The sequence below is a fragment of the Pseudomonas sp. ME-P-057 genome, from assembly GCF_030208975.1.
GTDB lineage: Bacteria > Pseudomonadota > Gammaproteobacteria > Pseudomonadales > Pseudomonadaceae > Aquipseudomonas > Aquipseudomonas lutea.
Map to the genome: position 1 here is coordinate 32,197 of NZ_JARVSX010000031.1, position 21,203 is coordinate 53,399.

Here is a 21,203-nt window from a genome sequence, read left to right on the forward strand (position 1 = left end):
TGCCCGTGCGCCCGAAGCTCTTAAAAAGCCGCCGATTATAGCGAGCCGCCCGTCAAGACGCTCGGGTATACTTCGCCGTCCCCGTAATAAGCCATTGGATGCCCGCTCATGCCTCATTCCGCTGCCCCGCTTGACCTGCTCTTGCTGCCGGACTGGCTGGTGCCGGTCGAACCCGCCGGCGTCGTGTTGCAGCAGCACGGCATCGGCATTCGCGATGGCCTGATCGTTTACATCGGCCCGCGCGCCGAGGCCCTGCGCCAGCCGACCCTGGAAGTGCGCGAGCTACCCGGCATGCTCCTCAGCCCCGGCTTGATCAACGCGCACGGTCATGCAGCAATGACGCTGTTCCGCGGCCTGGCGGACGATTTACCGTTGATGACCTGGCTACAGGACCATATCTGGCCGGCTGAAGCCAAGTGGGTCAACGAAGACTTTGTGCGCGACGGCACCGACCTGGCCATTGCCGAGCAGCTTAAGGGCGGCATTACGTGCTTCTCGGACATGTATTTTTTCCCCAAGGTCGCCTGCGAGCGCGTGCACAACAGCGGGATGCGCGCGCAAATAACCGTGCCGGTCCTGGACTTCCCGATTCCGGGCGCGCGCAATTGCGACGAATCCCTGCACATCGGCATCGAGCTTTTCAACGACCTGGCCCATCACGATCGAATCAAAATCGCCTTGGGCCCGCATGCCCCTTATACGGTCAGCGATGAAAACCTCGAAAAAATCCGGGTCATCGCCGATGAGCTGGACGCGATGATTCAGATGCACGTCCACGAGACCGCATTCGAGGTCCACGACGCCGTTCAGCAACGTCAGGAACGCCCCCTCGCCCGCCTGCAACGTTTGGGTCTACTGGGCCCACGCTTCCAGGCGGTCCACATGACGCAGATCAGCGATGACGACCTCGCGATGCTGGTCGAGAGTAATTCCAGCATCATCCATTGCCCCGAATCCAACCTGAAGCTGGCCAGCGGTTTCTGCCCTGTCGAGCGTCTGTGGCAGGCCGGCGTCAATGTGGCCATCGGCACCGACGGCGCAGCCAGCAACAACGACCTTGACCTGCTTGGCGAGACCCGCACCGCTGCGCTACTGGCCAAAGCGGTTGCCGGGTCAGCGACTGCGCTGGACGCGCACCGCGCCCTGCGCATGGCCACGCTCAACGGTGCTCGGGCCATGGGGATCGACGGCCACACCGGCTCGCTGCAAATCGGCAAAGCCGCCGACATGGTCGCGTTCGACCTCTCGGGCCTTGCGCAACAACCGGTTTACGATCCGGTCTCACAACTTATTTACGCGACGGGTCGCGATTGCGTTACCCACGTGTGGGTGGCCGGCAAGCCCTTGCTGCAGGACAAGCGCCTGACCCGCATGGACGAAGAAGCGCTGACCCGCACCGCCAATGCCTGGGGCAAGCGCATCGCTGAAGCCAAAGCCTGACCCATTGAGCACGGCCACGGTCAGATACCGTGCCGGACCCCGAATTCAGTTTTAGAGGAAACCACATGAGCAACGTCGACCACGCCGAAATCGCCAAATTCGAGGCCCTGGCCCATCGCTGGTGGGATCGCAACAGTGAATTCAAGCCGCTTCACGATATCAACCCGCTACGGGTCAACTGGATCGACGAGCGCGTCAATCTGGCCGGTAAAAAAGTGCTGGACGTCGGCTGCGGCGGCGGCATTCTGAGCGAGGCCATGGCCCTGCGCGGCGCCACCGTGACCGGCATCGACATGGGCGAAGCGCCGTTGGCAGTCGCCCAATTGCACCAGCTGGAGTCCGGCGTCAACGTTGAATACCGGCAAATCACCGCTGAGGCCCTGGCCGAAGAAATGCCCGAGCAATTCGATGTCGTCACCTGCCTTGAGATGCTTGAGCACGTGCCGGACCCCTCTTCGGTCATTCGCGCCTGTTACCGGATGGTCAAACCGGGCGGCCAGGTGTTTTTCTCCACCATCAACCGCAACCCGAAGGCGTACCTGTTCGCCATCATTGGCGCCGAATACATCATGAACCTGCTGCCGCGGGGCACCCACGACTTCAAGAAATTCATTCGCCCTTCCGAGTTGGGCGCGTGGAGCCGGGATGCCGGACTTCAGGTCAAGGACATCACAGGCCTGACCTACAACCCGCTGACCAAGCACTACAAGCTGGCGTCCGACGTCGACGTCAACTACATGATCCAGACGCTGCGGGGAGAATAAGCCATGCGCCTGAGGGCAGTTCTCTTCGATATGGACGGCACGTTGCTCGACACCGCGCCGGATTTCATCGCGATCTGTCAGGCCATGCTGGCCGAGCGCGGCTTTCCGCCCGTGAACGACAAGCTCATTCGCGACGAAATCTCGGGCGGTGCCCGGGCGATGGTCTCGGCGGCATTTGCCATGTCACCGGAAGCACCTGAATTTGAAGCACTGCGCCTGGAGTTTCTGGAGCGGTATCAGGTCGATTGCGCGGTGCACAGCAAACTGTTCGACGGCATGGCCGAGTTGCTGGCCGACATTGAAAGCGCCAAGCTCATCTGGGGCGTGGTCACCAATAAACCCGTGCGCTTCGCTCAGCCCATCATGGAACAGCTGGGCTTGTCGGAGCGCTCTGCCGTGCTCATCTGCCCGGACCACGTCAGCAAGAGCAAGCCCGACCCCGAGCCGCTGCTGCTGGCCTGCAAGATGCTCGACCTGGACCCTGCCAGCGTGCTGTTCGTGGGCGATGACCTGCGCGACATCGAGTCCGGCCGCGATGCAGGCACCAAGACCGCCGCAGTGCGCTACGGCTATATTCATCCCCACGACAACCCGGATCACTGGGGCGCGGACGTGGTGGTGAATCACCCGCTGGAGCTGCGTCGGGTGCTGGATGACGCGATGTGCAGTTGCTGACCTGAGTCTGGATGCCAATCCGTGAAGGACGATCGGCGTGACCCGTGCCCGCGAAGGGGGCGGCGCAGCCGTCGCACCTTTGCTGCATCCATCATTCATTCGCGAGCAAGCTCGCTCCCACAGTGATGCCGCCAGCATGAGGTTGCGTGCCATCGGCTCACACCGTGTGATGAAAGGAGACCCCCATGTTCGAATACTCCGCCCGCCCCGACCTGCTTGAAGGCCGGGTGATCCTGGTGACCGGTGCTGGCCGAGGCATTGGCGCTGCTGCCGCCCGGACCTACGCCGCCCATGGTGCAACGGTGCTGTTACTGGGCAAGACCGAAGCAAACCTGAACGAGGTGTATGACGAGATCGAAGCGGCCGGCGCGCCTCGGCCGGTCGTGATCCCGTTTGACCTTGAGGCCGCTCAGCCGCAGCAGTACGAAGAACTTGCCGCGATGATCGAAGCCGAATTCGGCCGGCTCGATGGCGTGCTGCACAACGCCTCGATCATCGGGCCGCGCACGCCGATCGAACAGCTCAGGGGCGAGCAGTTCATGCAGGTCATGCACGTCAACGTCAACGCCACGTTCATGCTGACGACAGCGCTGTTGCCGGTGCTCAAACGTTCGCCGGATGCCTCCATTGCGTTCACCTCCAGCAGCGTCGGCCGTAAGGGTCGTGCGTATTGGGGCGCTTATGGCGTATCGAAATTCGCTACCGAGGGTCTGATGCAGACGCTGGCCGACGAGATCGACGGTCTGGGTTCGATCCGGGCCAACAGCATCAACCCGGGAGCAACCCGCACCGACATGCGTGCCCAGGCATACCCAGCCGAAGACCCCACCAATAATCCGACACCGGAGGAGATCATGCCGGTGTACCTGTACCTGATGGGCCCGGACAGCAAAGGCATCAATGGGCAGGCGCTGGATGCGCAAACCCGCTGATACGCTGACAAGGCAAGCGCGTGCAATGTGCGCTGCCTTCATATGAATGTCTCAAGACCCGGAACGCCACCAATCGGCGGTTTTCCGGCGTCTCCTGCCTGTCACTCCGGCTCGACCGGGCTATTCAGTCAAATCCAAGGCGCGAAAAGCCCGCGAACCTGTCACAATCCGCCGCAACTTATTGATTGACAGTTACTTTCACGCAGGCAATCGAATTGGCACGAGTTTCGCTCTCTCCATTTCAAGCCCGTAGAGGCGCAGGAGCGGAACCATGATTTTTCCATCCACTACCAATGCCATTGATTTCGATAACGCCCGGCTGCAACGCCATGGTTTCGCGCCGCAGCACAGCCACGTTCGGCCGGCGCTGGACTACGAGCAGCTAAGGCGCCAACTGGATCTGCAGCTGCAGACCAGCCTTGAAGCGGACAAGATCCTGTCCATGCTTTTCCAGAGCGTTCAACAACTCATTCCGCTGAATGCGCTCAGCTACAAGCACTTGCCCACCGATTTGCGCCTGGAGCTCGGCGAGCGCGGCCGCCACAAAGCCACTTACTCCATGACGCACGAAGGCGAACAGATGGGCGAGCTTTCTTTCCAGCGCGACCATCGATTTGCCGAACATGAGCTTCTGCAACTGGAGTCGCTGCTGTCGAGCTTGCTCTATCCCCTTCGCAACGCGCTGCTTTACCGTCATGCAAGCCTGAGTGCGCTGCGCGATCCCCTGACCGGAGCCGGCAACCGGATCGCCATGGAGCAATCGCTGATGCGTGAGTTCGAAATCGCACGCCGCCAGCAGCAGCCGCTGTCAGTGTTGATGCTGGACATCGATCACTTTAAAAACATCAACGACAGCCACGGCCACGCCACTGGCGATGAAGTGCTCAGGGCGGTGACCCATGCGGTCAAGGACTGCCTGCGCAACATCGATCAGGTGTTCAGGTTTGGGGGCGAGGAGTTTCTTGTGGTGCTGAGCAATACCGGTCGTGAGTCAGCCGCGCTGGTGGGCGAACGCCTGCGCAGTGCGGCACTGCTACTCGCGTATCCGGTGAAGGGACGTCCAGTGGAACTGACCGTCAGTCTTGGCTGCTCGACGCTGCTGCCGGGGGAATCCTCCGACAGCATGTTGCGTCGCGCCGACACGGCCCTTTACGCTGCCAAGCGCAAAGGTCGCAACCGCCTGGAAATGGCCGGCTGATCGATCAGGCGCGTGCCGCGATGCGGTGTTCGCGCACCGTACCGTTGGCCTCCTGCGAACGCTCCGTGGCCATGCACCGCTCGAGGAACAGGTGCATGTACTCGTAGCTTTTGCACACGGCCATTCTCAGCTCGCTCTGCAACTGCTCGCTGGGGTTATTGCCCGCCAGCGTGCAGATGATTTCCAGCGCTTCCCACGGGTGCGAGTCATCGTACTGGGCGTGCATCTTCAGCCATTTCATCGCACGCTTTCGGTTCTCCGGAGGGAACATGTCAGCATAGGTGTCCTGAGCACAGACCACTGCGGACCATTCGCCCGTGGCACCTTCGATGGCGTAGTTGGTAGCGGCGATCGCTACCACCAGCGAATCGGACGAACAGCTGTGCCAACACCAGTGGCTCAATGCATGCAGTTCCGACGGCACGCGTTGCGCCTGCAGGTCTTCCAGAGTGACGCCGTGGGCGGCGCTCCAGTTGACCCAGTAATCGGCATGGTTGAGTTCGACGCGGATGTTGCGCATCAGCCATCGTCGCGCCATGTCTTCGCCCGGGTGTCGGGCGAATCGGGTTTTGGTCAGGTTATGCGCCATATAGACCGCGAACTGTTCGACCACCGGCCAGCCACCAATCAGGTACTGGCGCATGGTTTTAGAACTGAGCCGCCCATCACGCATGCGTTGATAAAGTTCATGCCCTACCACCTTGGCCTTGGCGTCACTGCAATCTTCGATCAATTGCTGTGCCCAAGCGGGGTAACTGCTGGCATCCATCAGCGGACCGGTTCTAATGAACATATCGATCACTGTGTAGCTCCTTTGTATGAGGTTGCTCATGGTATGTATTCAGCGAAAAGTCCCGGGAGCGCTGAACAACAGTGGGGTCTGCCTCGCTGGCCGTGCGTGCAGAGATTCGCAGGTGAATAATTGCGGTCGCTCGATAACATAACCCTGAGCGTAGTCCACACCGATTTCCAATAACGCCTGCTCTATCTGAGGGCTTTCGACGAACTCGGCGATCGTCTGTTTGCCCATTACGTGCCCGATATGGTTGATCACTTCTACCATCGCCCGGTTGACCGGGTCGTCGAGCATGTCTTTTACGAAACTGCCATCAATCTTCAGGAAGTCCACAGGCAAGTGCTTCAAGTAAGCGAATGACGACATGCCTGCACAGAAGTCATCCAGAGAGAAACGGCATCCCAGACTTTTAAGTTCGTTAATAAACCGAATGGCGCTGCCCAGGTTGGCGATCGCACTGGTTTCGGTGATTTCGAAACAGATAAGTTCAGGCGGTATTGCGTAGATCTGGAACTGCTGGCGCAGGTATTCCAGAAAAGCGTCATCGCCAATGCTGCTGCCGGACAGGTTGATGGCGCACACAGCCATCGGCCCTGTGTAGTGTTCGGACTTGAGGCAGTCGGCGATGATCATGAAAACGTGCTGGACGACCCAGCGATCCAGAGTGGTCATCATGCCGTAGCGCTCGGCGGCGGGAATGAAACTGTCAGGCAGAATCATGCGCCCCGACTCGTCGCGCAGCCGCAGCAGGATTTCGATATGGCCGTTGCTCTGCACCGCGTTGCGCCCCAGTGCCGCAATTTCTTGTGAATACAGGCAAAAGCGGTTGTCCTCCAGAGCCATGTGCAAGCGCTGGATCCAGGCCATTTCGCCAAAGCGGGTCGACAGATCGGAATCGTCGTCGTGGTAGACCTGAACCCGGTTGCGGCCTTTCTCCTTGGCCATGTAGCAGGCCATATCCGCCGCGCGCAGGGACGATTCGAGTGTCGTCGGGACCTCGTCGATATGCACCAGCCCGATGCTGACTGTGGTGACAAACGGACGGCCCTTCCAGACGAAATGCAGGCTTTCTACCGTCTGGCGCAGGCTCTCGGCCACTCGCTCGGCCGCTTCCGGCGCGCAATGTTCCAGAAGGATGCCAAACTCGTCGCCGCCCAGGCGAGCGAGCGTATCGCCCTCGCGCACGCCCTGCTGCAACAGCGTGCAGATGTGTCGCAGCAATTCATCCCCGGCGGCATGACCGCTGGTGTCGTTGACCAGCTTGAACTGGTCCAGATCGAGGAACATCAGCGTGTGCTGCGCCGGTTGCGCGCTCTGACCATTGAGTGCGAGCTCCAGGCGGTATTCGAACTCGCGGCGGTTGGCCAGCCCGGTGAGGGCGTCGTGGGTCGCTTGCCAGGACAAGTCGGCGATGTACTGACGCTCCTGCGTCATGTCGTGCAGCACCAGCACCGCACCGCTGACCTTGCCCTCGGTGCGTATCGGCGAACCCACCAGCGCCACCGACACGGTGCTGCCGTCCAGGCGCTGGATCAATCTGGAGCTTTCACTGCCGCCGCCCAGGTTGCCGCTGAGCATGCGCTCGATCAGCGTCGAGGTGTCCTTCTGGTCGTTTTCGTCGAGCAGGCTGAACAAGGCCGCCAGTGGTAAACCGGCTGCCTGTTCGTTCTTCCAGTGGGTCATGTGTTCGGCGGCGGGGTTCATGTAAACGATGGAGCCATCGACATCCGTGGTGATAACCCCGTCGCCGATGGATTCCAGGGTGATCTGCGCACGCTCCTTCTCCATCTGCAGCGCAACGGCAAAGGCATGGCGCTGCTCCAGCAGCTTGTGCGTGCGCAGCAAGGCAAGGATGATCAGGCAGACCGCCGTCGCGAGGTTGATCACCAGCAGAATGCGCAGGATGAGGCGCGAGCCCTCCCCCAGTGCGTCACTGAACGCCATGGCAGCGGGCGTAACGCCTTCGTTGATCGCGCTGATGCGCTGACGCCAGCCCATGACATCACTGTTGGTGACGTCGCCTTCCTGAATACGCGCGTGCATCTCCCGGGCCACTTCATCGAGCTGCACCAGGTAATTATCCCCGACCTTCCACAGGTCAATCGCCTGCTCCAGATAACTGAAGTGCTGGAAGTTCAGGTACAGCCAGATGATGCTCTGTGCATCGTCTGGATGGTTGCCGCCTTGCAGAATCCCGGCCTTGGCGCGTGCGATATCAGGTACCGGCTGATCCATGGCCAGGCGCAGGTCATGCCCGCCCTGAGGAATGGCAAAGGCTTGCTGGTATTTGAGGTAGTTGATTTCGTCGCGGCTGTTGGCGTAGAGATTCAGATAATAGATGGCGTCTTTCTGGCCCTTGGACCAGAGGCTCTCACCACCGATGTAACTGCGCACAGCCGACATCATATAAAGGCTGACACAGCCGAGCAGCGCCTGTAACAGCACGACGGCAATAAATGGCCAAACGATGCCCAGAAGACGAGGCTTCTCGAGAATCCGCTTTTGCTTCATGGTGTCCCTTTCATCAGCACTGCCTGATACCCATCCCCCTCGCCAGGCGACCTTCCTGGAGCCTGAGGGACTTCGCTAATTTCCACGATGCAGCGGACAATCTCTCACATCTATATCAAGACGTAACCAGCCAATTGAATGCAGAGACGTAAATATGACGCTTTTCACATTTCCGGCCTCATCGCAGCCAAGCTTAGCTGAAGAATTGACGTGTTCCAGTGGCACTAAGCCATTTGATCACGATGTCGGACCTGCGTGGGTTAAACCTGCTGCAAATGCCCGTAAAGCCTCGCGTACAAGCCTCCGTCGGCGATCAATTGTTGATGGCCACCGTCCTCCGCAATGCGCCCGCCGTCGAAGACCAGGACACGATCAGCCTGTTTTACCGCCGACAACCGATGGGCAATGATCAACGTGGTACGGCCGCTTAGAAAGCGGTTGAGGGCCTGATGCAGGTTGTATTCGGTGGCCGCATCCAGCGCCGAGGTCGCTTCGTCGAGAATCACCACTTTGGGATCGGCCAGGACCATGCGCGCAATCGCCAGCCGCTGGCGCTGCCCGCCGGAGAGGCGAACGCCCGAGCGACCCACGACGCTGTCCAGCCCATTGGGGAGCGCGCGTATCGTGGCGTCCAGTTGAGCGATTTCAAGCGCCTGCCAGCACGCCTCGTCGCGCTGCTCGCGGCCCATCAGCAGATTGGCGCGCACGGTGTCATTGAACAGCGCCGGATGCTGCAGCACGACGGCAACGTTATCTCGCACGGTTTCCAGGCCGATGTCTTGCAGGGTGGCTCCGCCGAAGCGGATCACCCCGGCGTCGGCGCTGTACAGACCCAGCAACAACTGAACCAGCGTGCTTTTACCGCCGCCGCTGGCGCCAACGATAGCGACCTTCTCGCCGGGGTTGATCGTCAGATCGAGCTGATCCAGCACTCTCTCGTCGCTGTAGCCGAAACTCAGACCGCGCACATCGATGCTCACCGTTTTGTGCCCCACAAACGGATTGGTTCGGACCGGATACCGGGGCTCATCGGCACGGCTCAGCAGTTCGTTGATTCGGGTCAACGCACCGCCCGCAGCGTAGTAGGCGTACTGCAGATTGAGCAGTTGCTCGACCGGACCGATCATGAACCACAGGTAGCTGAACACGGCGAGCATGTGGCCGATGGACAGGTCGGAAAACAGCACCGTGAGCATGGCGGCGGCGCGAAAGATGTCGATGCCGAACTGAAACAACAAACCGCTGGCGCGCCCCGACGCGTCGCTCTTCCACTGCGACGACACCGCGTAGTCGCGCACTTCCCGCGCGCGCAGACCGAGCAGCCCGAGGAAATGGCCCTGACGGTTGCTGGCACGGATCTCCTGGATCGCATCGAGCGTCTCTGTGAGCGCCTGGGTGAACCGGGAGGTGCTGTCGTTTTCCAGCTTCTTGAGGTGTTTGACGCGTTTGCCAAGCTTGACCGTCGCGAAGACCACCAACGGGTTGAACAGCAAAATCAGCAGCGCCAGCTGCCAGTGCATCCACATCAGAATGGCCGCGGTGCCGGTAAGGGTCAGGGTGGCGACCAGAAACTTGCTCAGCGTCTCGCCGACGAATTTGTCCACAGTGTCGAGATCGGTGACCAGGTGTGCGGCGACGGTGCCACTGCCCAGGCTCTCGTATTCACTTAACGAGATGCGCTTGAGTCGCTCGATCAAACGGACCCGGATGCGATAAACAATGTCCTTGGCCAGCCCCGCGAACAGCCGCGACTGAACCACGTTGAACACCAGCGCGCCCAGGCGCAGGAAGAGTGTGGCCACCAGCATCAGGCCGATGTAACCGACAGGCTTGTGCAGGCTCGCAGGCAGAAACTGATTCATGAACATCAGCGCCGAGTTGCCTTTGCCCAGCAGCACTTCATCGACCAGCAAGGGCAGCAGCAAAGGAATCGGCACCGAGCACAGCACTGCCAGAACAGCGACGCCGTTGGCCAGCCATAGCGCTTTTTTATGCTGCAGGGCAAGGCGGCGAATCTGCGCCCAGTTCAGGCGATCAACGTGAGCCGGTGCATCGGTCGCCGCGTCGGGTTCGCCCTGTTCCAGGTTTCGGGAGTCAGACACCGGCGTTGCGCTCCAGCCAGCGCCCTAGCAATGGCTGAAGCACGTCGAGTGCCTGATAGCCATTGGTCAATAACGCCAGCTGGCCATTCCGTTCGGCAAGCAGGGTTGGAAACCCGGCAATGCCCAGGTCTTGAACCCAGGAGAAATCCGACGCTGTCGCGGCATGCTGCTCGACGCTGTCAAAGGCTTCAGCGAACTCGATGCGCGGCAGACCGGCTTTTTCCGCCAGTTCGGCCAGCACCGAGCCGTGGGTCACGTCGCGACCCTGCAGATAAAAGGCTTGCTGAATCTCTTTGACCAGCCGCCAGGCGACATCCGGCGCCAGGCTGCGCGCCGCCACGATGGCCCGGCATGCGGGCGCGGTGTCGTAGACGAACCCATCGGGCAACGCGCCCTCGAAGCGGAACACCTGGCCGGTGGTCTCTTGCACCGCCTGCCAGTGTTCGAGAATGTAACGCCGGGTCGAGGGCTCCAGCGACGCGCCGCTGCCGGTGCGCAGCCCGCCCACGACCAGATGCAACGGCACGCCGGCCGCCCCCGCCTGCTCCACCAATGCTTCGGCCACCGGAGAAAACCCCCAGCACCACGAACACATCGGGTCCATCACGTACAGCAGGCGGGTGGACATGGCTCAGGCCTCGTGGCGTTGGGGTTCAGCAGCAGGCGTTTCTGTGGGGTGCGCTTCGGTGTCGTGAGCGTCAAGGGCTCGGTAGTTGCGGCCGATCGGGTGCGGCTGATTGCGCGCTTTGGCCAGCTCGATCTGCTTTTGCCGGTCGATGGCGCTGCGGCGGGTCTTCTCGCTCAGGGAATCCCAGCAATGCGGGCAGCTGACGCCCGGCGAATAGTGCTCGCTGGCCCGGTCTTCTGCACTGATCGGAGTGCGGCAGGCATGACATTGATCGTAGTCGCCCTCGGTCAGGTCATGGCGCACGGTGACGCGATTGTCGAAAACGAAGCAGTCACCACGCCAGCGGCTTTCTTCCTGAGGGACTTCTTCCAGGTATTTGAGAATGCCGCCCTTGAGGTGATAGACCTCCTCGAACCCTTCGCCCAGCATGTAGCTGGAGGCTTTTTCACAACGAATGCCACCGGTGCAGAACATCGCGACTTTCTTGTGTCGGGCCGGATCGAAATGGGCTTTGATGTACTCCGGGAACTCACGGAAGGAAGTAGTCTTGGGGTCGATGGCGCCCTCAAAGGTGCCGATCGAAACCTCGTAATCGTTGCGGGTGTCGATCAGCAGCACTTCGGGATCGGCGATCAGTGCGTTCCAGTCCTGAGGCTCGACGTAGGTTCCCACCGCCTTGTTCGGGTCAACACCGGGAACGCCAAGAGTCACGATCTCTTTTTTGAGTTTGACCTTGGTGCGGTAGAACGGCTGCTCATCGCAGTACGATTCCTTGTGGTCGATATCGACCATGCGCGGGTCTTTCTTGAGCCAGGCCATCAAGCCGTCGATGCCTTCGCGGCTGCCGGACACCGTGCCATTGATGCCCTCTTCGGCAATCAGCAATGTGCCTTTGATGCCGTTGTCGACCATCGCCTGGAGCAATGGTTCGCGCAGCGTGACGTAATCGGAAAGGGTGACGAATTTGTACAGCGCCGCGACGACGATGGGTGCGGTGTGGGTCATGTAGCGTCTCCAGGTGGTGACCCTCGCAAAGGGCCTACCGGGTGAATGATTCAGGTGAACGCGCGCCGACCGGGCAACGCGGCGCGGATTCTATCAAGAATCGACGTCGGGCAGGCAGGGTCGTGATCAGCGGAGTGAGGCGAGTAGTGAAACGTTTACAGGCAACACCGACTGCAGGAGCGCGCTTGCCCGCGAATGCGATTTGCCTGACACATTCACGTGTCTGACACCCCGCGATCGCGGGCAAGCGCGCTCCTACGAAGGTCGGACGCCAGTCAGTCGTGCCCACCTGCGCAGGTCGGTGAAGACGGCGCTTCACCGAGCTTCGCCCACTCTTCAGGGGTGTAGGTGTGCAGCGCCAGGGCATGAAACTCACCCATCAAGCCACCCAGCAGGCCGTAGACCTTCTGGTGGCGCTTGACAGCGTTGAGGCCGGCGAACTGATCGCTGACCACTACCGCCTTGTAGTGAGTGTCCGTCCCGCGACTGTGCATGTGGCTTTCGTTGAGCACTTGAAGGTACTCAGGCTGAAAGACCGTCAACGCGGATTCGATTCGCTGTTGCATGCTCATGTCGGGCTTCGCTTATGGCTTTTTGGCAGGCGCTGCCGGGGCAGCAGGCTTGGCGCCGGCCGGGGTCAGTTCCTTGGTCATGTCGGCGAGCAGCTTGTTGACCACAGGCACCGCGCTTTCCAGCTTGCTTTGGGTCAGCTGGAACGACTGCTGGCTGATCTGCGGCATCTTGGCCTGGACTTTCTGGCCCAGCGGCGACTGATAGAAAGCAACGAGGTCTTTGAGCTCGCTTTCGGTGAAGTTGGAGGTGTACAGCTTGACCATGTCAGGCTGCAACTTGTCCCAGCTGATCACCTGGTTCAGCGCAGCGTTGGCTTTGGCCTGATAGGTTTCAAGCGTGGCTTGCTTGGACGCCGGCGCTTTGGTTTCAGCGAAACGCTGAGCGAACATCTGCTGGACTTGCATGTAAACCGGCGCACCCAGTTGATCGGCGTGAGCCAGTTTGAGGAACGCTACAGCACTGGCGTCATGGCTGGCGGTGTCGGCAAGAACCTGGCCGCTGGCGCAGACCAGAGCAACCGCAGCACAAATGGCACGAAGACGGGTCATCGAGTTTCCTTATCTAGCAGGCGAGGCAGAACCCCAAGGCCGGCCATTCTGCGCCCCTTTGCGCGTTTCCCTCAACCCCCGACCCTACGAGCGGTTATTCCACAGCCCTCACGCAACCGCACACGCGAAGGTTTAGGGCGACCGGCCGGCCGCTTTTGTCGCACACTGTCAGCGCCTGTTGCGACCGCGCGGCTGCCACGGGGAACCCCACCGGATTCCCGGGCACTAAATTGCGCCTATCGATCTTAAGGAGTGAGTCCAGTGAGCCGTACCGAAACCGACAGCATAGGTCCGATCGACGTCCCCGAGGACGCTTACTGGGGGGCGCAGACGCAACGCTCCCTGATCAACTTCGCCATTGGCCAGGAGCGCATGCCGCTGCCGGTACTGCACGCGCTGGCGCTGATCAAAAAAGCCGCCGCCAGGGTCAACAACCGCAATGGTGACCTGCCCGCTGACATCGCCAACCTGATCGAGCAGTCCGCCGACGAAGTGCTGCAAGGCAAGCTCGACGACCAATTCCCCCTGGTGGTCTGGCAGACCGGCAGCGGCACTCAGAGCAACATGAACGTCAACGAAGTGATTGCCGGGCGCGCCAACGAGCTCGCCGGCCAGGGCCGCGGCGGCAAATCGCCGGTCCACCCCAATGACCATGTCAACCGTTCGCAAAGCTCCAACGACTGTTTCCCCACAGCGATGCACATCGCGGCCGTTCAGGCGGTGAAAGAACAACTGCTGCCGGCCATTGCCGAGCTGTCCGCCGGTTTGGCCGAGCAATCCGCGCGCCACATGAAACTGGTGAAAACCGGTCGTACGCACATGATGGACGCAACGCCGATCACGTTCGGTCAGGAGCTGTCAGCCTACGTCGCACAGCTCGACTATGCCGAAAAGAGCATCCGCGCCGCATTGCCTGCCGTCTGTGAACTGGCGCAGGGCGGCACGGCTGTAGGTACCGGCCTGAACTCGCCCCATGGATTTGCCGAAGCCGTCGCCGCGGAACTGGCCGCGCTGTCCGGCCTGCCGTTCGTGACCGCACCGAACAAGTTTGCTGCGCTGGCCGGGCATGAGCCGCTGACTGCCTTGTCGGGTGCGCTGAAAACCCTCGCCGTGACCCTCATGAAGATCGCCAATGACCTGCGCCTGCTGGGTTCAGGCCCACGCGCAGGGCTGGCCGAAGTCAAACTGCCTGCCAACGAGCCGGGCAGTTCGATCATGCCGGGCAAGGTTAACCCGACCCAGTGCGAAGCGCTGTCGATGCTGGCCTGCCAAGTCATGGGCAACGACACTACGATCACCTTTGCCGCCAGCCAGGGTCACCTGCAGCTGAACGTGTTCAAGCCGGTCATCATCCACAACCTGCTGCAGTCGATCCGACTGCTCGGCGACGGCTGCCGTAACTTCAACGAACACTGCATTGCCGGCATGGAGCCCGACGCCGCCAAGATGGCCGAACATCTGGAGCGCGGCCTGATGTTGGTAACCGCGTTGAATCCCCACATCGGCTATGACAAGTCGGCGCAGATCGCCAAGAAGGCCTACAGCGAAGGCCTGACCCTGCGCGAGGCCGCGTTGCAACTGGGCTTCCTCACCGACGCCGAGTTCGACGCCTGGGTGCGTCCCGAGAAGATGCTTGAGGCCGGCAGCAATGGCTGAACCCATCAGCGGCGCCACGCCACTGGAAGGCTACGGCAAACGCATCCTCATGATCATTGGCACCCCCAAAAGCATAAGCCTCGGCCACGCGCTGGCCGAGGCTTATGCCCAGGGCGCGCGCAGTCAGGGTCATGTGGTGCGAGTGCTGAAGCTCGATGAAATGGAGTTCGATCCGATACTGCGCGGAGGCTATGAATCCGCGCAGACGCTGGAACATGACCTGCTCGAAGCCCAGCGCGAGGTGCACTGGGCACAGCATCTGGTGTTTGTGTATCCGGTCTGGTGGGGCGGGCTGCCGAGTCTGCTCAGCGGTTTTTTCGACCGGGTATTCATGCCAGGTTTCGCCTTCAAGGCCCACGGTCGGCATCATCCCTCCAATGAATTGCTCAAAGGCAGGACTGCGGAACTCCTGGTGACGATGGAAACACCGTCACGCTACTTTCGCTGGGTATTCAAGGCCCCGGCGCATCGACAGATGGTCAGGACTATCCTGGAGTTCTGTGGGATCAAGACCTCCCGGCTTACCGAATTTGCGCCGGTGCGCAGCTCTACCGAGGAGCAGCGCCAGCAGTGGATTCGTCAGGCTGAGGCCCTGGGTAAGCGCTAACCGCTTGGGAACCTGCCGGGACAATTTGTCGCACCACGCTGCAAATTGATGGAACGCTGGTGAAAACCATTATTCAAACGCTGTGACTTACGCTGCAGAGGCATTAATGCCTCTACAGTCAGTCGTTCAGTTCAGGGTACAGTGTCAGTCGGCCAGCAGTTGATTTGCTTAGTGAGCGCGGGATGTTCTTTACCGCCGCCGTTGTCCACCCCTTTTTGATGACCAGCGTACTGACTTGAAGCCCGGAGAAGGCCATGTTGAGCAAGCGTGAACAAGATCCAGCACCGACCGTTCGTTTCCGCAGCGACCGCGTATCCCGCGTGAATGGCCTGTACTTTTTCAGTACCCGGGAAAACACCCTCGAAGGGCCGTTTGTCAGTAAGCAGGACGCCGAACGTGAAACCGAGGCTTATATCCGCCGCATGCAGGCGGCCAGCCCCTCTCAGCCGGGCATGCCCTCCTCGCTGAACGGTTGATTCGGCGTCAAACTCAGGAATGATTGCGGCTGAACGTCTCCATGCCCATCGCCGCAATCTGTCCCTCGATCAACGCATCGAACGGGCGCAACAGCGCGTCGAATGACCTCCCCGGCTCAAGTGTGTGCAGCGCATGCACTATTGCTTCCAGCGTCGACAGTGCGTCCGGCCCCGGGGCTTTGCGCAACCGATAACGCGACGGCGGTGCGTTCTCCAGAAAGACCCTCGGCAGCTGCGCCAGCAACGGGTTGAGATGCAGCAACTTGCGCGCCTTGCGCCACGTCCCGTCAGGCACCACCAAAAGCACCGGTTGTTCATCGGCAGGTGCTGCCGTCAGCGTCGCTGCGCCCTCCCCCGGAAACAGCAATCGTGCTTGATAGCCAGGCGGATTCAGGTATTGCGCCAAATCCTCAAACACCTCGCCCACCCTTAACTCTGCATTCTCCAACCCGAGCGCTGCGAGGCGCGCCGTGTTCAGCGCGTGATTGACCTCGCTCGGGTGCTGCAGAATCAACACGCGGGTCTGGCTACCGAGCTTCGGTATCAGTGGGCACAGGCAGTGATCGGTCGGACGCAGGCAGCGATCGCATCGGGCACGGGACATTGTCGACTTCCTACAGGGGATTGAGCTGCGCTTTTAGCAGATCGCGAAAGGTCTGAATCAGCGGCTCCCGGCTGCGGCCACGGCGCAGGATCATCGAAAACGGCGCCTGATAGCCAAACGTGGCAGGCAGCAGGACGCGCAAATGTCCAGAATCCACCCACGACTGGGCGTAATGCTCGGGCAGGTAACCGATGTAAGCCCCTGACAGCACCAGAATGAGCTGCGCTTCCATACTTTCAACCGTGGCAGCGCTGTGCTTGAAGCCGTGGCGGGCAAGCTCGGCCTGGCTCCAGTAGCCTCGACCCACCATGCGCTGCTGGGTGATGACCGGTTCAGGAATCCTCCGCTCTGCATACAGCGCGTGCCGGTTGCTGCAGTACAGCCAGTGCTGCTCGCGGTATAACGGCTGATACAGCAGGCCGTTCATGCGCGTGGAAAATGATCCGATTGCAAGGTCCAGGCGGTTATCCAGCACGCTCAGCTGCAACTCGTACGGGCTCATCACCGACAAGTGCAGGTGGACCGCCGGGTGTTCGGCGCTGTACGCCCCGATCACCTCGGCGAAGGGCAGCGCCCGATCACTCACCGTGGAATCCAGCACCCCAAGGTTCAGCGTGCCGCGCAGCTCGCCCTTGAGGGCTGCGGCATAGAGCTCGAAGCCTTCCAGTTCACCGAGCAGGCGCAGGGTTTCCTGATGGAACAGCTCGCCCTTGCTGGTCAGACTGAAACCGCCCCGCCCGCGATGACACAGCACGATACCCAGGGTGGCTTCAAGCTGGCTCATGTAGGTGCTGATGGCCGACGTCGACAGGTTCAGCTCTTGCTGTGCGCTGGCAAAGCCCTGATGACGGACGACGCAAGCGAAGATACGCAGCAGTTTCAGATCGGGTAACGCGCTGGCCATGGCGTGTCCATGAAGGGATTTGGGCGCAGCTTACTCGATACTTCTGGAAAATCTGAACTAAGTATTTCGCGTGGGCGATTGTTCACCGATGGGCCGATCAACAGAATCGAGGCCACGCTGGAAGTCAGCTCCCCCCTTTTGATTCAATCGATGAGGCAATCCTGTGGACAAGATTTTTCACCAACCACTGGGCGGCAACGAAATGCCGCGCTTCGCCGGCATCGCCACCATGATGCGCCTCCCACACCTGCAAACCGCAGCCGGTCTGGACGCTGCTTTTGTCGGTGTGCCGTTGGACATCGGCACCTCGCTGCGCGCCGGCACACGGTTCGGGCCTCGGGAAATCCGTGCGGAATCGGTGATGATCCGCCCCTACAACATGGCCACAGGCGCAGCGCCGTTTGATTCGCTCTCAGTCGCGGACATCGGCGACGTGGCGATCAACACCTTCAACCTGCTGGATGCTGTGCGCATCATCGAAGAAGCCTACGACGGCTTTCTGGAGCACAACATCATCCCCCTGACGCTGGGCGGGGATCACACCATCACGCTGCCAATCCTGCGCGCGATGCATAAAAAGCACGGCAAGGTGGGGCTGGTCCATATCGACGCACATGCGGACGTCAACGACCACATGTTCGGCGAGAAGATCGCCCACGGCACAACGTTCCGCAGAGCCGTTGAGGAAGGCCTGCTGGACTGCGATCGCGTGGTTCAGATTGGCCTTCGCGCCCAGGGCTATACCGCCGAGGATTTTAACTGGAGCCGCAAACAGGGTTTTCGGGTGGTCCAGGCAGAGGAATGCTGGCACAAGTCGCTGGCTCCGCTGATGGCTGAAGTGCGCGAGAAAGTGGGCGGTGGTCCGGTTTACCTGAGCTTCGATATTGATGGTATCGACCCGGCGTGGGCTCCGGGCACGGGCACGCCGGAAATCGGCGGCCTGACAACCATTCAGGCGATTGAAATCATCCGCGGATGCCAGGGACTGCAGCTGATCGGCTGCGACTTGGTCGAAGTCTCCCCGCCCTACGACACGACCGGCAACACGTCGTTGCTGGGCGCGAACCTTCTGTACGAAATGTTATGCGTTTTGCCTGGGGTCGAGCGCCGCTGAGAGGACTCTCGCGTGCCATAACGTGACACAGAGCCGTGCTTTAGCCTACTCAAGCGCCTTCGGGCGCTTTTTCATGCACTGTTACAAAAAAACCATCGCTGCGCCGCATTCCGGTTTCCCCAGGATAGGCTAGCCTTGATTACACACTGCCAGCGTTGCGCAATGGCGCTGCGGCTTTTCCAGGGTGGTTGCTTACAGGGCATTGCCGCCACAACCCTCTGTATTTTGATGTTGGGGTGATTACCACTTAAATCAAAACAGAGACCTGCCATGAAGCGTACCGAAGTCAGACAGCACGTGATCGACACGATCGGCAAAATCCTCGTCGATAAATCCCTGATTCAGGGGCAAGACGACGTCATGCTCAGTGAACTGGAACTGGACGAGGCCGACTTCAAGGAGTTTTTCTGGATATTGCAGAACGACTTCAGTATCCACCTGGCGCCTCGTATCAAAGCCGATATAGCGGCAGCGTCAGTGCATTCGCCTTTCGGACAATTGACCCTTCAAGGGCTCATCGATCTTATTCTCATCGAACAAAAACAACGCAGCCACCACTGACCTGAGGTCAATCAGCGGGTAATTTTCCAGCGGATGATTGTCGCTTTGGGCATGGGGATGGCCAAATGGCCAGGATAAAATACGAGCGGGCTATCGGGCGATAGCACCGCTTTGCTCAGCCTGCTGTGGACTCACTCAGCGCCGTGGGCGACGACGTTCGTCATCGTTGGTGCGCACAGGAACGGGTTGCAGCTTGGGCGGCTCGATCAAACCGAGCGCGACGCCTACATCGTGAAGCCATTCTTGCAGTTTGCTGTTCATATAACGCCCCCTTCAGGGAAATACTCGGCAGCCAATGTCCGAACTGCTTAAGGCAGATCATAGTGCTAAGGCGCACTTTACGCCTGCTACCGAGTGTCGCGGCAGGATTTTTTTTGGCCTTGCATGATCATGTGACCGTCCAAATCCCTTTTGCGAAGCCCGCACGCGACCAACGGTATTCCGTCAACCCGCCGCTGCGGGCGTCAACACCACGCATTCATGGGCCTGGCGACGTCTGGCGAACAGATAGAACAGCCCGCCCCCCAGGAAACATCCTGTAAACCATGCAAAGTTGGCCATTGGCTGCAACGCCGGAATGAAGGTAATCGCGATACCGGCCACCGTTGCCAGGATCAGCGCCTTGACTGCCGTGTAGTTGACCCCGCCGCTGTACCAATAGCGCCCGGTCGGGCCGTCGTTGAACAACGCATCAACGTCGATCTGCTGTTTTTTGATCACGTAGAAATCCACCAGCAAGATGCCGAACAGGGGCCCGATGAACGCTGCAAGCACATCCAGGGTGTAGTGGATCACCTCAGGGTTGTTAAACAGATTCCAGGGCGTGATGAAGATCGACGCAACGGCGGCGATCATTCCACCCGCCCGCCAGCTGATCTTGCTCGGCGCGACGTTGGCGAAATCGAACGCCGGTGAAACGAAGTTGGCGACGATATTGATACCGATGGTCGCAGTGACGAAGGCGAATGCGCCCAGCAAGACCGCCACGTCGTTGTCGATACGCGCGACGGTGGCAATCGGGTCATGCAGCATTTCCCCGAAGACCGGCAACGTGCCCGATACAATCACGACGGTCACCAGCGAGAACGCGAGGAAGTTGATCGGCAGGCCCCAAAAGTTACCTCGGCGGACCTCGGCCATGCTGCGGCAATACCGGCTAAAGTCACCGAAGTTGAGCGTTGGACCCGAAAAGTAGGACACCACCAGCGCAGTGGCCATGATGACCTGGGAAACAGCCTCCCAACCGGTGAGTGATTTCTCGGACAGGGTAAAGCTGATGTTGGCCCAACCCGCCTTCCACACGATCCAGCCGGCCAGTATGAACATCACCGCATAGACGACGGGGCCGGCCCAGTCGATGAAACGGCGGATCGAATCCATGCCGGTCCAGAACACAGCAGCCTGAACCACCCAAAGGGCCAGGAAACCGAACCAGCCCAAGTAAGACAGGCCGGCGAACTGCGGCTCCGCAAACACTGACATCTGCGGGAAGAAGCGCAGCACTACGATGATCAGCGCGCTTGAAGCCAGGTACGTTTGCACGCCGTACCACGCCACAGCAATCAGGCCGCGAATCACCGCGGGGATGTTCGCACCGAACACACCAAACGCGAGACGGCAGATCACGGGATAAGGCACCGCCGCTTGCTGACTGGGCTTTGCGAGCAGATTCGCAATCACTTGAATGATGCAGATGCCGACCAGAAGAGCGATCAACACTTGCCAACTGGCCAGCCCCAGTGCGAACAGGCTGGCAGCAAATACGTAGCCGCCCACGCTGTGCACGTCGCTCATCCAGAACGCGAAGATGTTGTACCACGTCCACTTCTGCGGAACAGGGCCGAGGTCTTGGTTGTACAGGCGGGGGCTATAACCTTGGGGCATTGGCTCGTTCATCGCATTTCTCCCTTGTCGGATGAAGCGGCCCGCGCTCAACTGATTCTCACACTGGGTACGAGAGCAAGCACGGGTTGTATACGAACCAATACGCAGAATGCGTGCCACTCTCCGTTGAAAAGCCAGGCGAGGTGCTGAAACAGAGGGGTGCGCGGTACCCGCCTGCGTCAGGACAGACCCGGACTTCTGACCGAACTCATGGCAGAACGCCTG

At 60.3% G+C, this 21,203-nt stretch carries 21 protein-coding genes; 10 read left to right on the forward strand and 11 right to left on the reverse strand.

The genetic code is table 11. From position 1 onward, the window contains the following. Positions 1-108: 108 nt before the first annotated feature. The 5 genes from QRN48_RS16085 to QRN48_RS16105 all read left to right on the forward strand — a co-directional run bounded on the left by QRN48_RS16085 (position 109) and on the right by QRN48_RS16105 (position 5,009). Positions 109-1,440 (forward strand): TRZ/ATZ family hydrolase, encoded by a 1,332-nt coding sequence (locus QRN48_RS16085; RefSeq protein WP_037011914.1) that lies wholly within the window; start codon positions 109-111, stop codon positions 1,438-1,440. Positions 1,441-1,505: 65 nt separating this feature from the next. Continuing rightward, positions 1,506-2,204 (forward strand): bifunctional 2-polyprenyl-6-hydroxyphenol methylase/3-demethylubiquinol 3-O-methyltransferase UbiG, encoded by a 699-nt coding sequence (gene ubiG / locus QRN48_RS16090; protein ID WP_285351658.1) that lies wholly within the window; start codon positions 1,506-1,508, stop codon positions 2,202-2,204. 3 nt (positions 2,205-2,207) lie between these two features. After that, positions 2,208-2,879, forward strand: a complete 672-nt coding sequence (gene mupP, locus QRN48_RS16095) for an N-acetylmuramic acid 6-phosphate phosphatase MupP (protein WP_037011917.1) — start codon at positions 2,208-2,210, stop codon at positions 2,877-2,879. Positions 2,880-3,064: 185 nt separating this feature from the next. After that, positions 3,065-3,811: a YciK family oxidoreductase gene (locus tag QRN48_RS16100; RefSeq protein WP_191945255.1), complete on the forward strand. Its 747-nt coding sequence runs from the start codon at positions 3,065-3,067 to the stop codon at positions 3,809-3,811. Between the two features lie 271 nt (positions 3,812-4,082). Further along, positions 4,083-5,009 (forward strand): GGDEF domain-containing protein, encoded by a 927-nt coding sequence (locus tag QRN48_RS16105; protein ID WP_285351659.1) that lies wholly within the window; start codon positions 4,083-4,085, stop codon positions 5,007-5,009. Positions 5,010-5,013: 4 nt separating this feature from the next. On the opposite strand, the gene QRN48_RS16110 is transcribed toward QRN48_RS16105, so the two are convergent. The 7 genes from QRN48_RS16110 to QRN48_RS16140 all read right to left on the reverse strand — a co-directional run bounded on the left by QRN48_RS16110 (position 5,014) and on the right by QRN48_RS16140 (position 13,172). Further along, a complete protein-coding gene (locus QRN48_RS16110) occupies positions 5,014-5,811 on the reverse strand; it encodes an iron-containing redox enzyme family protein (protein WP_191945253.1) in 798 nt (265 codons plus the stop codon). A 39-nt stretch (positions 5,812-5,850) separates the two neighbouring features. Next, the gene (locus QRN48_RS16115) at positions 5,851-8,316 is read right to left on the reverse strand and encodes an EAL domain-containing protein (protein ID WP_285351661.1); all 2,466 of its coding nucleotides are present in this window, start codon (positions 8,314-8,316) and stop codon (positions 5,851-5,853) included. A 260-nt stretch (positions 8,317-8,576) separates the two neighbouring features. Further along, entirely contained in the window at positions 8,577-10,400 is a 1,824-nt protein-coding gene (locus QRN48_RS16120) for an ABC transporter ATP-binding protein (protein ID WP_285351719.1), read from the reverse strand. Positions 10,401-10,410: 10 nt separating this feature from the next. Further along, positions 10,411-11,013, reverse strand: coding sequence for a DsbA family protein (locus tag QRN48_RS16125; protein WP_191945346.1), 603 nt, complete (start codon positions 11,011-11,013; stop codon positions 10,411-10,413). 36 nt (positions 11,014-11,049) lie between these two features. After that, the gene (trhO, locus tag QRN48_RS16130; RefSeq protein ID WP_244653726.1) at positions 11,050-12,051 is read right to left on the reverse strand and encodes an oxygen-dependent tRNA uridine(34) hydroxylase TrhO; all 1,002 of its coding nucleotides are present in this window, start codon (positions 12,049-12,051) and stop codon (positions 11,050-11,052) included. Positions 12,052-12,326: 275 nt separating this feature from the next. Next, positions 12,327-12,623 carry a BolA family protein gene (locus QRN48_RS16135; protein WP_191945252.1) on the reverse strand — a complete coding sequence of 99 codons (297 nt, stop codon included), beginning with the start codon at positions 12,621-12,623 and terminating at the stop codon, positions 12,327-12,329. A 12-nt stretch (positions 12,624-12,635) separates the two neighbouring features. Further along, the gene (locus QRN48_RS16140) at positions 12,636-13,172 is read right to left on the reverse strand and encodes a DUF2059 domain-containing protein (RefSeq protein ID WP_037011929.1); all 537 of its coding nucleotides are present in this window, start codon (positions 13,170-13,172) and stop codon (positions 12,636-12,638) included. A gap of 261 nt (positions 13,173-13,433) precedes the next feature. Between QRN48_RS16140 and QRN48_RS16145 the strand changes: the two genes are divergently transcribed. The 3 genes from QRN48_RS16145 (at position 13,434) to QRN48_RS16155 (ending at position 15,911) form a co-directional block, all read left to right on the forward strand. Further along, positions 13,434-14,828, forward strand: coding sequence for a class II fumarate hydratase (locus QRN48_RS16145; protein WP_191945251.1), 1,395 nt, complete (start codon positions 13,434-13,436; stop codon positions 14,826-14,828). Continuing rightward, entirely contained in the window at positions 14,821-15,435 is a 615-nt protein-coding gene (locus tag QRN48_RS16150; protein WP_191945250.1) for an NAD(P)H-dependent oxidoreductase, read from the forward strand. The genes QRN48_RS16145 and QRN48_RS16150 overlap by 8 nt, the downstream gene beginning before the upstream one ends. Positions 15,436-15,689: 254 nt before the next feature. Next, complete coding sequence (locus tag QRN48_RS16155; RefSeq protein WP_285351664.1) at positions 15,690-15,911, forward strand: DUF6316 family protein; 222 nt, start codon at positions 15,690-15,692, stop codon at positions 15,909-15,911. Between the two features lie 13 nt (positions 15,912-15,924). Here QRN48_RS16155 and QRN48_RS16160 read toward each other — a convergent pair whose 3' ends face one another. Next, positions 15,925-16,515 (reverse strand): tRNA-uridine aminocarboxypropyltransferase, encoded by a 591-nt coding sequence (locus QRN48_RS16160; RefSeq protein ID WP_191945249.1) that lies wholly within the window; start codon positions 16,513-16,515, stop codon positions 15,925-15,927. 10 nt (positions 16,516-16,525) lie between these two features. Next, a complete protein-coding gene (locus tag QRN48_RS16165; RefSeq protein WP_191945248.1) occupies positions 16,526-17,419 on the reverse strand; it encodes a LysR family transcriptional regulator in 894 nt (297 codons plus the stop codon). A gap of 163 nt (positions 17,420-17,582) precedes the next feature. Here QRN48_RS16165 and speB point away from each other — a divergent pair, with 163 nt between their 5' ends. Continuing rightward, positions 17,583-18,533: an agmatinase gene (gene speB / locus QRN48_RS16170; protein WP_037011940.1), complete on the forward strand. Its 951-nt coding sequence runs from the start codon at positions 17,583-17,585 to the stop codon at positions 18,531-18,533. Between the two features lie 270 nt (positions 18,534-18,803). Continuing rightward, the gene (locus QRN48_RS16175; protein WP_037011941.1) at positions 18,804-19,094 is read left to right on the forward strand and encodes a hypothetical protein; all 291 of its coding nucleotides are present in this window, start codon (positions 18,804-18,806) and stop codon (positions 19,092-19,094) included. A 135-nt stretch (positions 19,095-19,229) separates the two neighbouring features. On the opposite strand, the gene QRN48_RS16180 is transcribed toward QRN48_RS16175, so the two are convergent. Both QRN48_RS16180 and QRN48_RS16185 read right to left on the reverse strand, forming a co-directional pair. Next, complete coding sequence (locus QRN48_RS16180; protein WP_152597616.1) at positions 19,230-19,355, reverse strand: PA1414 family protein; 126 nt, start codon at positions 19,353-19,355, stop codon at positions 19,230-19,232. Between the two features lie 183 nt (positions 19,356-19,538). Further along, on the reverse strand, positions 19,539-20,990 hold the full coding sequence (locus tag QRN48_RS16185; RefSeq protein ID WP_191945247.1) for an NCS1 family nucleobase:cation symporter-1: 1,452 nt from the start codon (positions 20,988-20,990) through the stop codon (positions 19,539-19,541). Positions 20,991-21,203 lie beyond the last annotated feature (213 nt).

Coding starts and splice junctions, on each gene's coding strand:
- QRN48_RS16100 (WP_191945255.1), top strand. CDS start 3,065: ATGTTCGAATACTCCGCCCGCCCCGACCTGCTTGAAGGCCGGGTGATC.
- mupP (WP_037011917.1), top strand. CDS start 2,208: ATGCGCCTGAGGGCAGTTCTCTTCGATATGGACGGCACGTTGCTCGAC.
- QRN48_RS16160 (WP_191945249.1), bottom strand. CDS start 16,515: ATGTCCCGTGCCCGATGCGATCGCTGCCTGCGTCCGACCGATCACTGC.
- QRN48_RS16150 (WP_191945250.1), top strand. CDS start 14,821: ATGGCTGAACCCATCAGCGGCGCCACGCCACTGGAAGGCTACGGCAAA.
- QRN48_RS16135 (WP_191945252.1), bottom strand. CDS start 12,623: ATGAGCATGCAACAGCGAATCGAATCCGCGTTGACGGTCTTTCAGCCT.
- ubiG (WP_285351658.1), top strand. CDS start 1,506: ATGAGCAACGTCGACCACGCCGAAATCGCCAAATTCGAGGCCCTGGCC.
- QRN48_RS16125 (WP_191945346.1), bottom strand. CDS start 11,013: ATGTGTTCGTGGTGCTGGGGGTTTTCTCCGGTGGCCGAAGCATTGGTG.
- QRN48_RS16180 (WP_152597616.1), bottom strand. CDS start 19,355: ATGAACAGCAAACTGCAAGAATGGCTTCACGATGTAGGCGTCGCGCTC.
- trhO (WP_244653726.1), bottom strand. CDS start 12,051: ATGACCCACACCGCACCCATCGTCGTCGCGGCGCTGTACAAATTCGTC.
- QRN48_RS16115 (WP_285351661.1), bottom strand. CDS start 8,316: ATGAAGCAAAAGCGGATTCTCGAGAAGCCTCGTCTTCTGGGCATCGTT.
- QRN48_RS16155 (WP_285351664.1), top strand. CDS start 15,690: ATGTTGAGCAAGCGTGAACAAGATCCAGCACCGACCGTTCGTTTCCGC.
- QRN48_RS16140 (WP_037011929.1), bottom strand. CDS start 13,172: ATGACCCGTCTTCGTGCCATTTGTGCTGCGGTTGCTCTGGTCTGCGCC.
- QRN48_RS16175 (WP_037011941.1), top strand. CDS start 18,804: ATGAAGCGTACCGAAGTCAGACAGCACGTGATCGACACGATCGGCAAA.
- QRN48_RS16185 (WP_191945247.1), bottom strand. CDS start 20,990: ATGAACGAGCCAATGCCCCAAGGTTATAGCCCCCGCCTGTACAACCAA.
- QRN48_RS16165 (WP_191945248.1), bottom strand. CDS start 17,419: ATGGCCAGCGCGTTACCCGATCTGAAACTGCTGCGTATCTTCGCTTGC.
- QRN48_RS16085 (WP_037011914.1), top strand. CDS start 109: ATGCCTCATTCCGCTGCCCCGCTTGACCTGCTCTTGCTGCCGGACTGG.
- QRN48_RS16105 (WP_285351659.1), top strand. CDS start 4,083: ATGATTTTTCCATCCACTACCAATGCCATTGATTTCGATAACGCCCGG.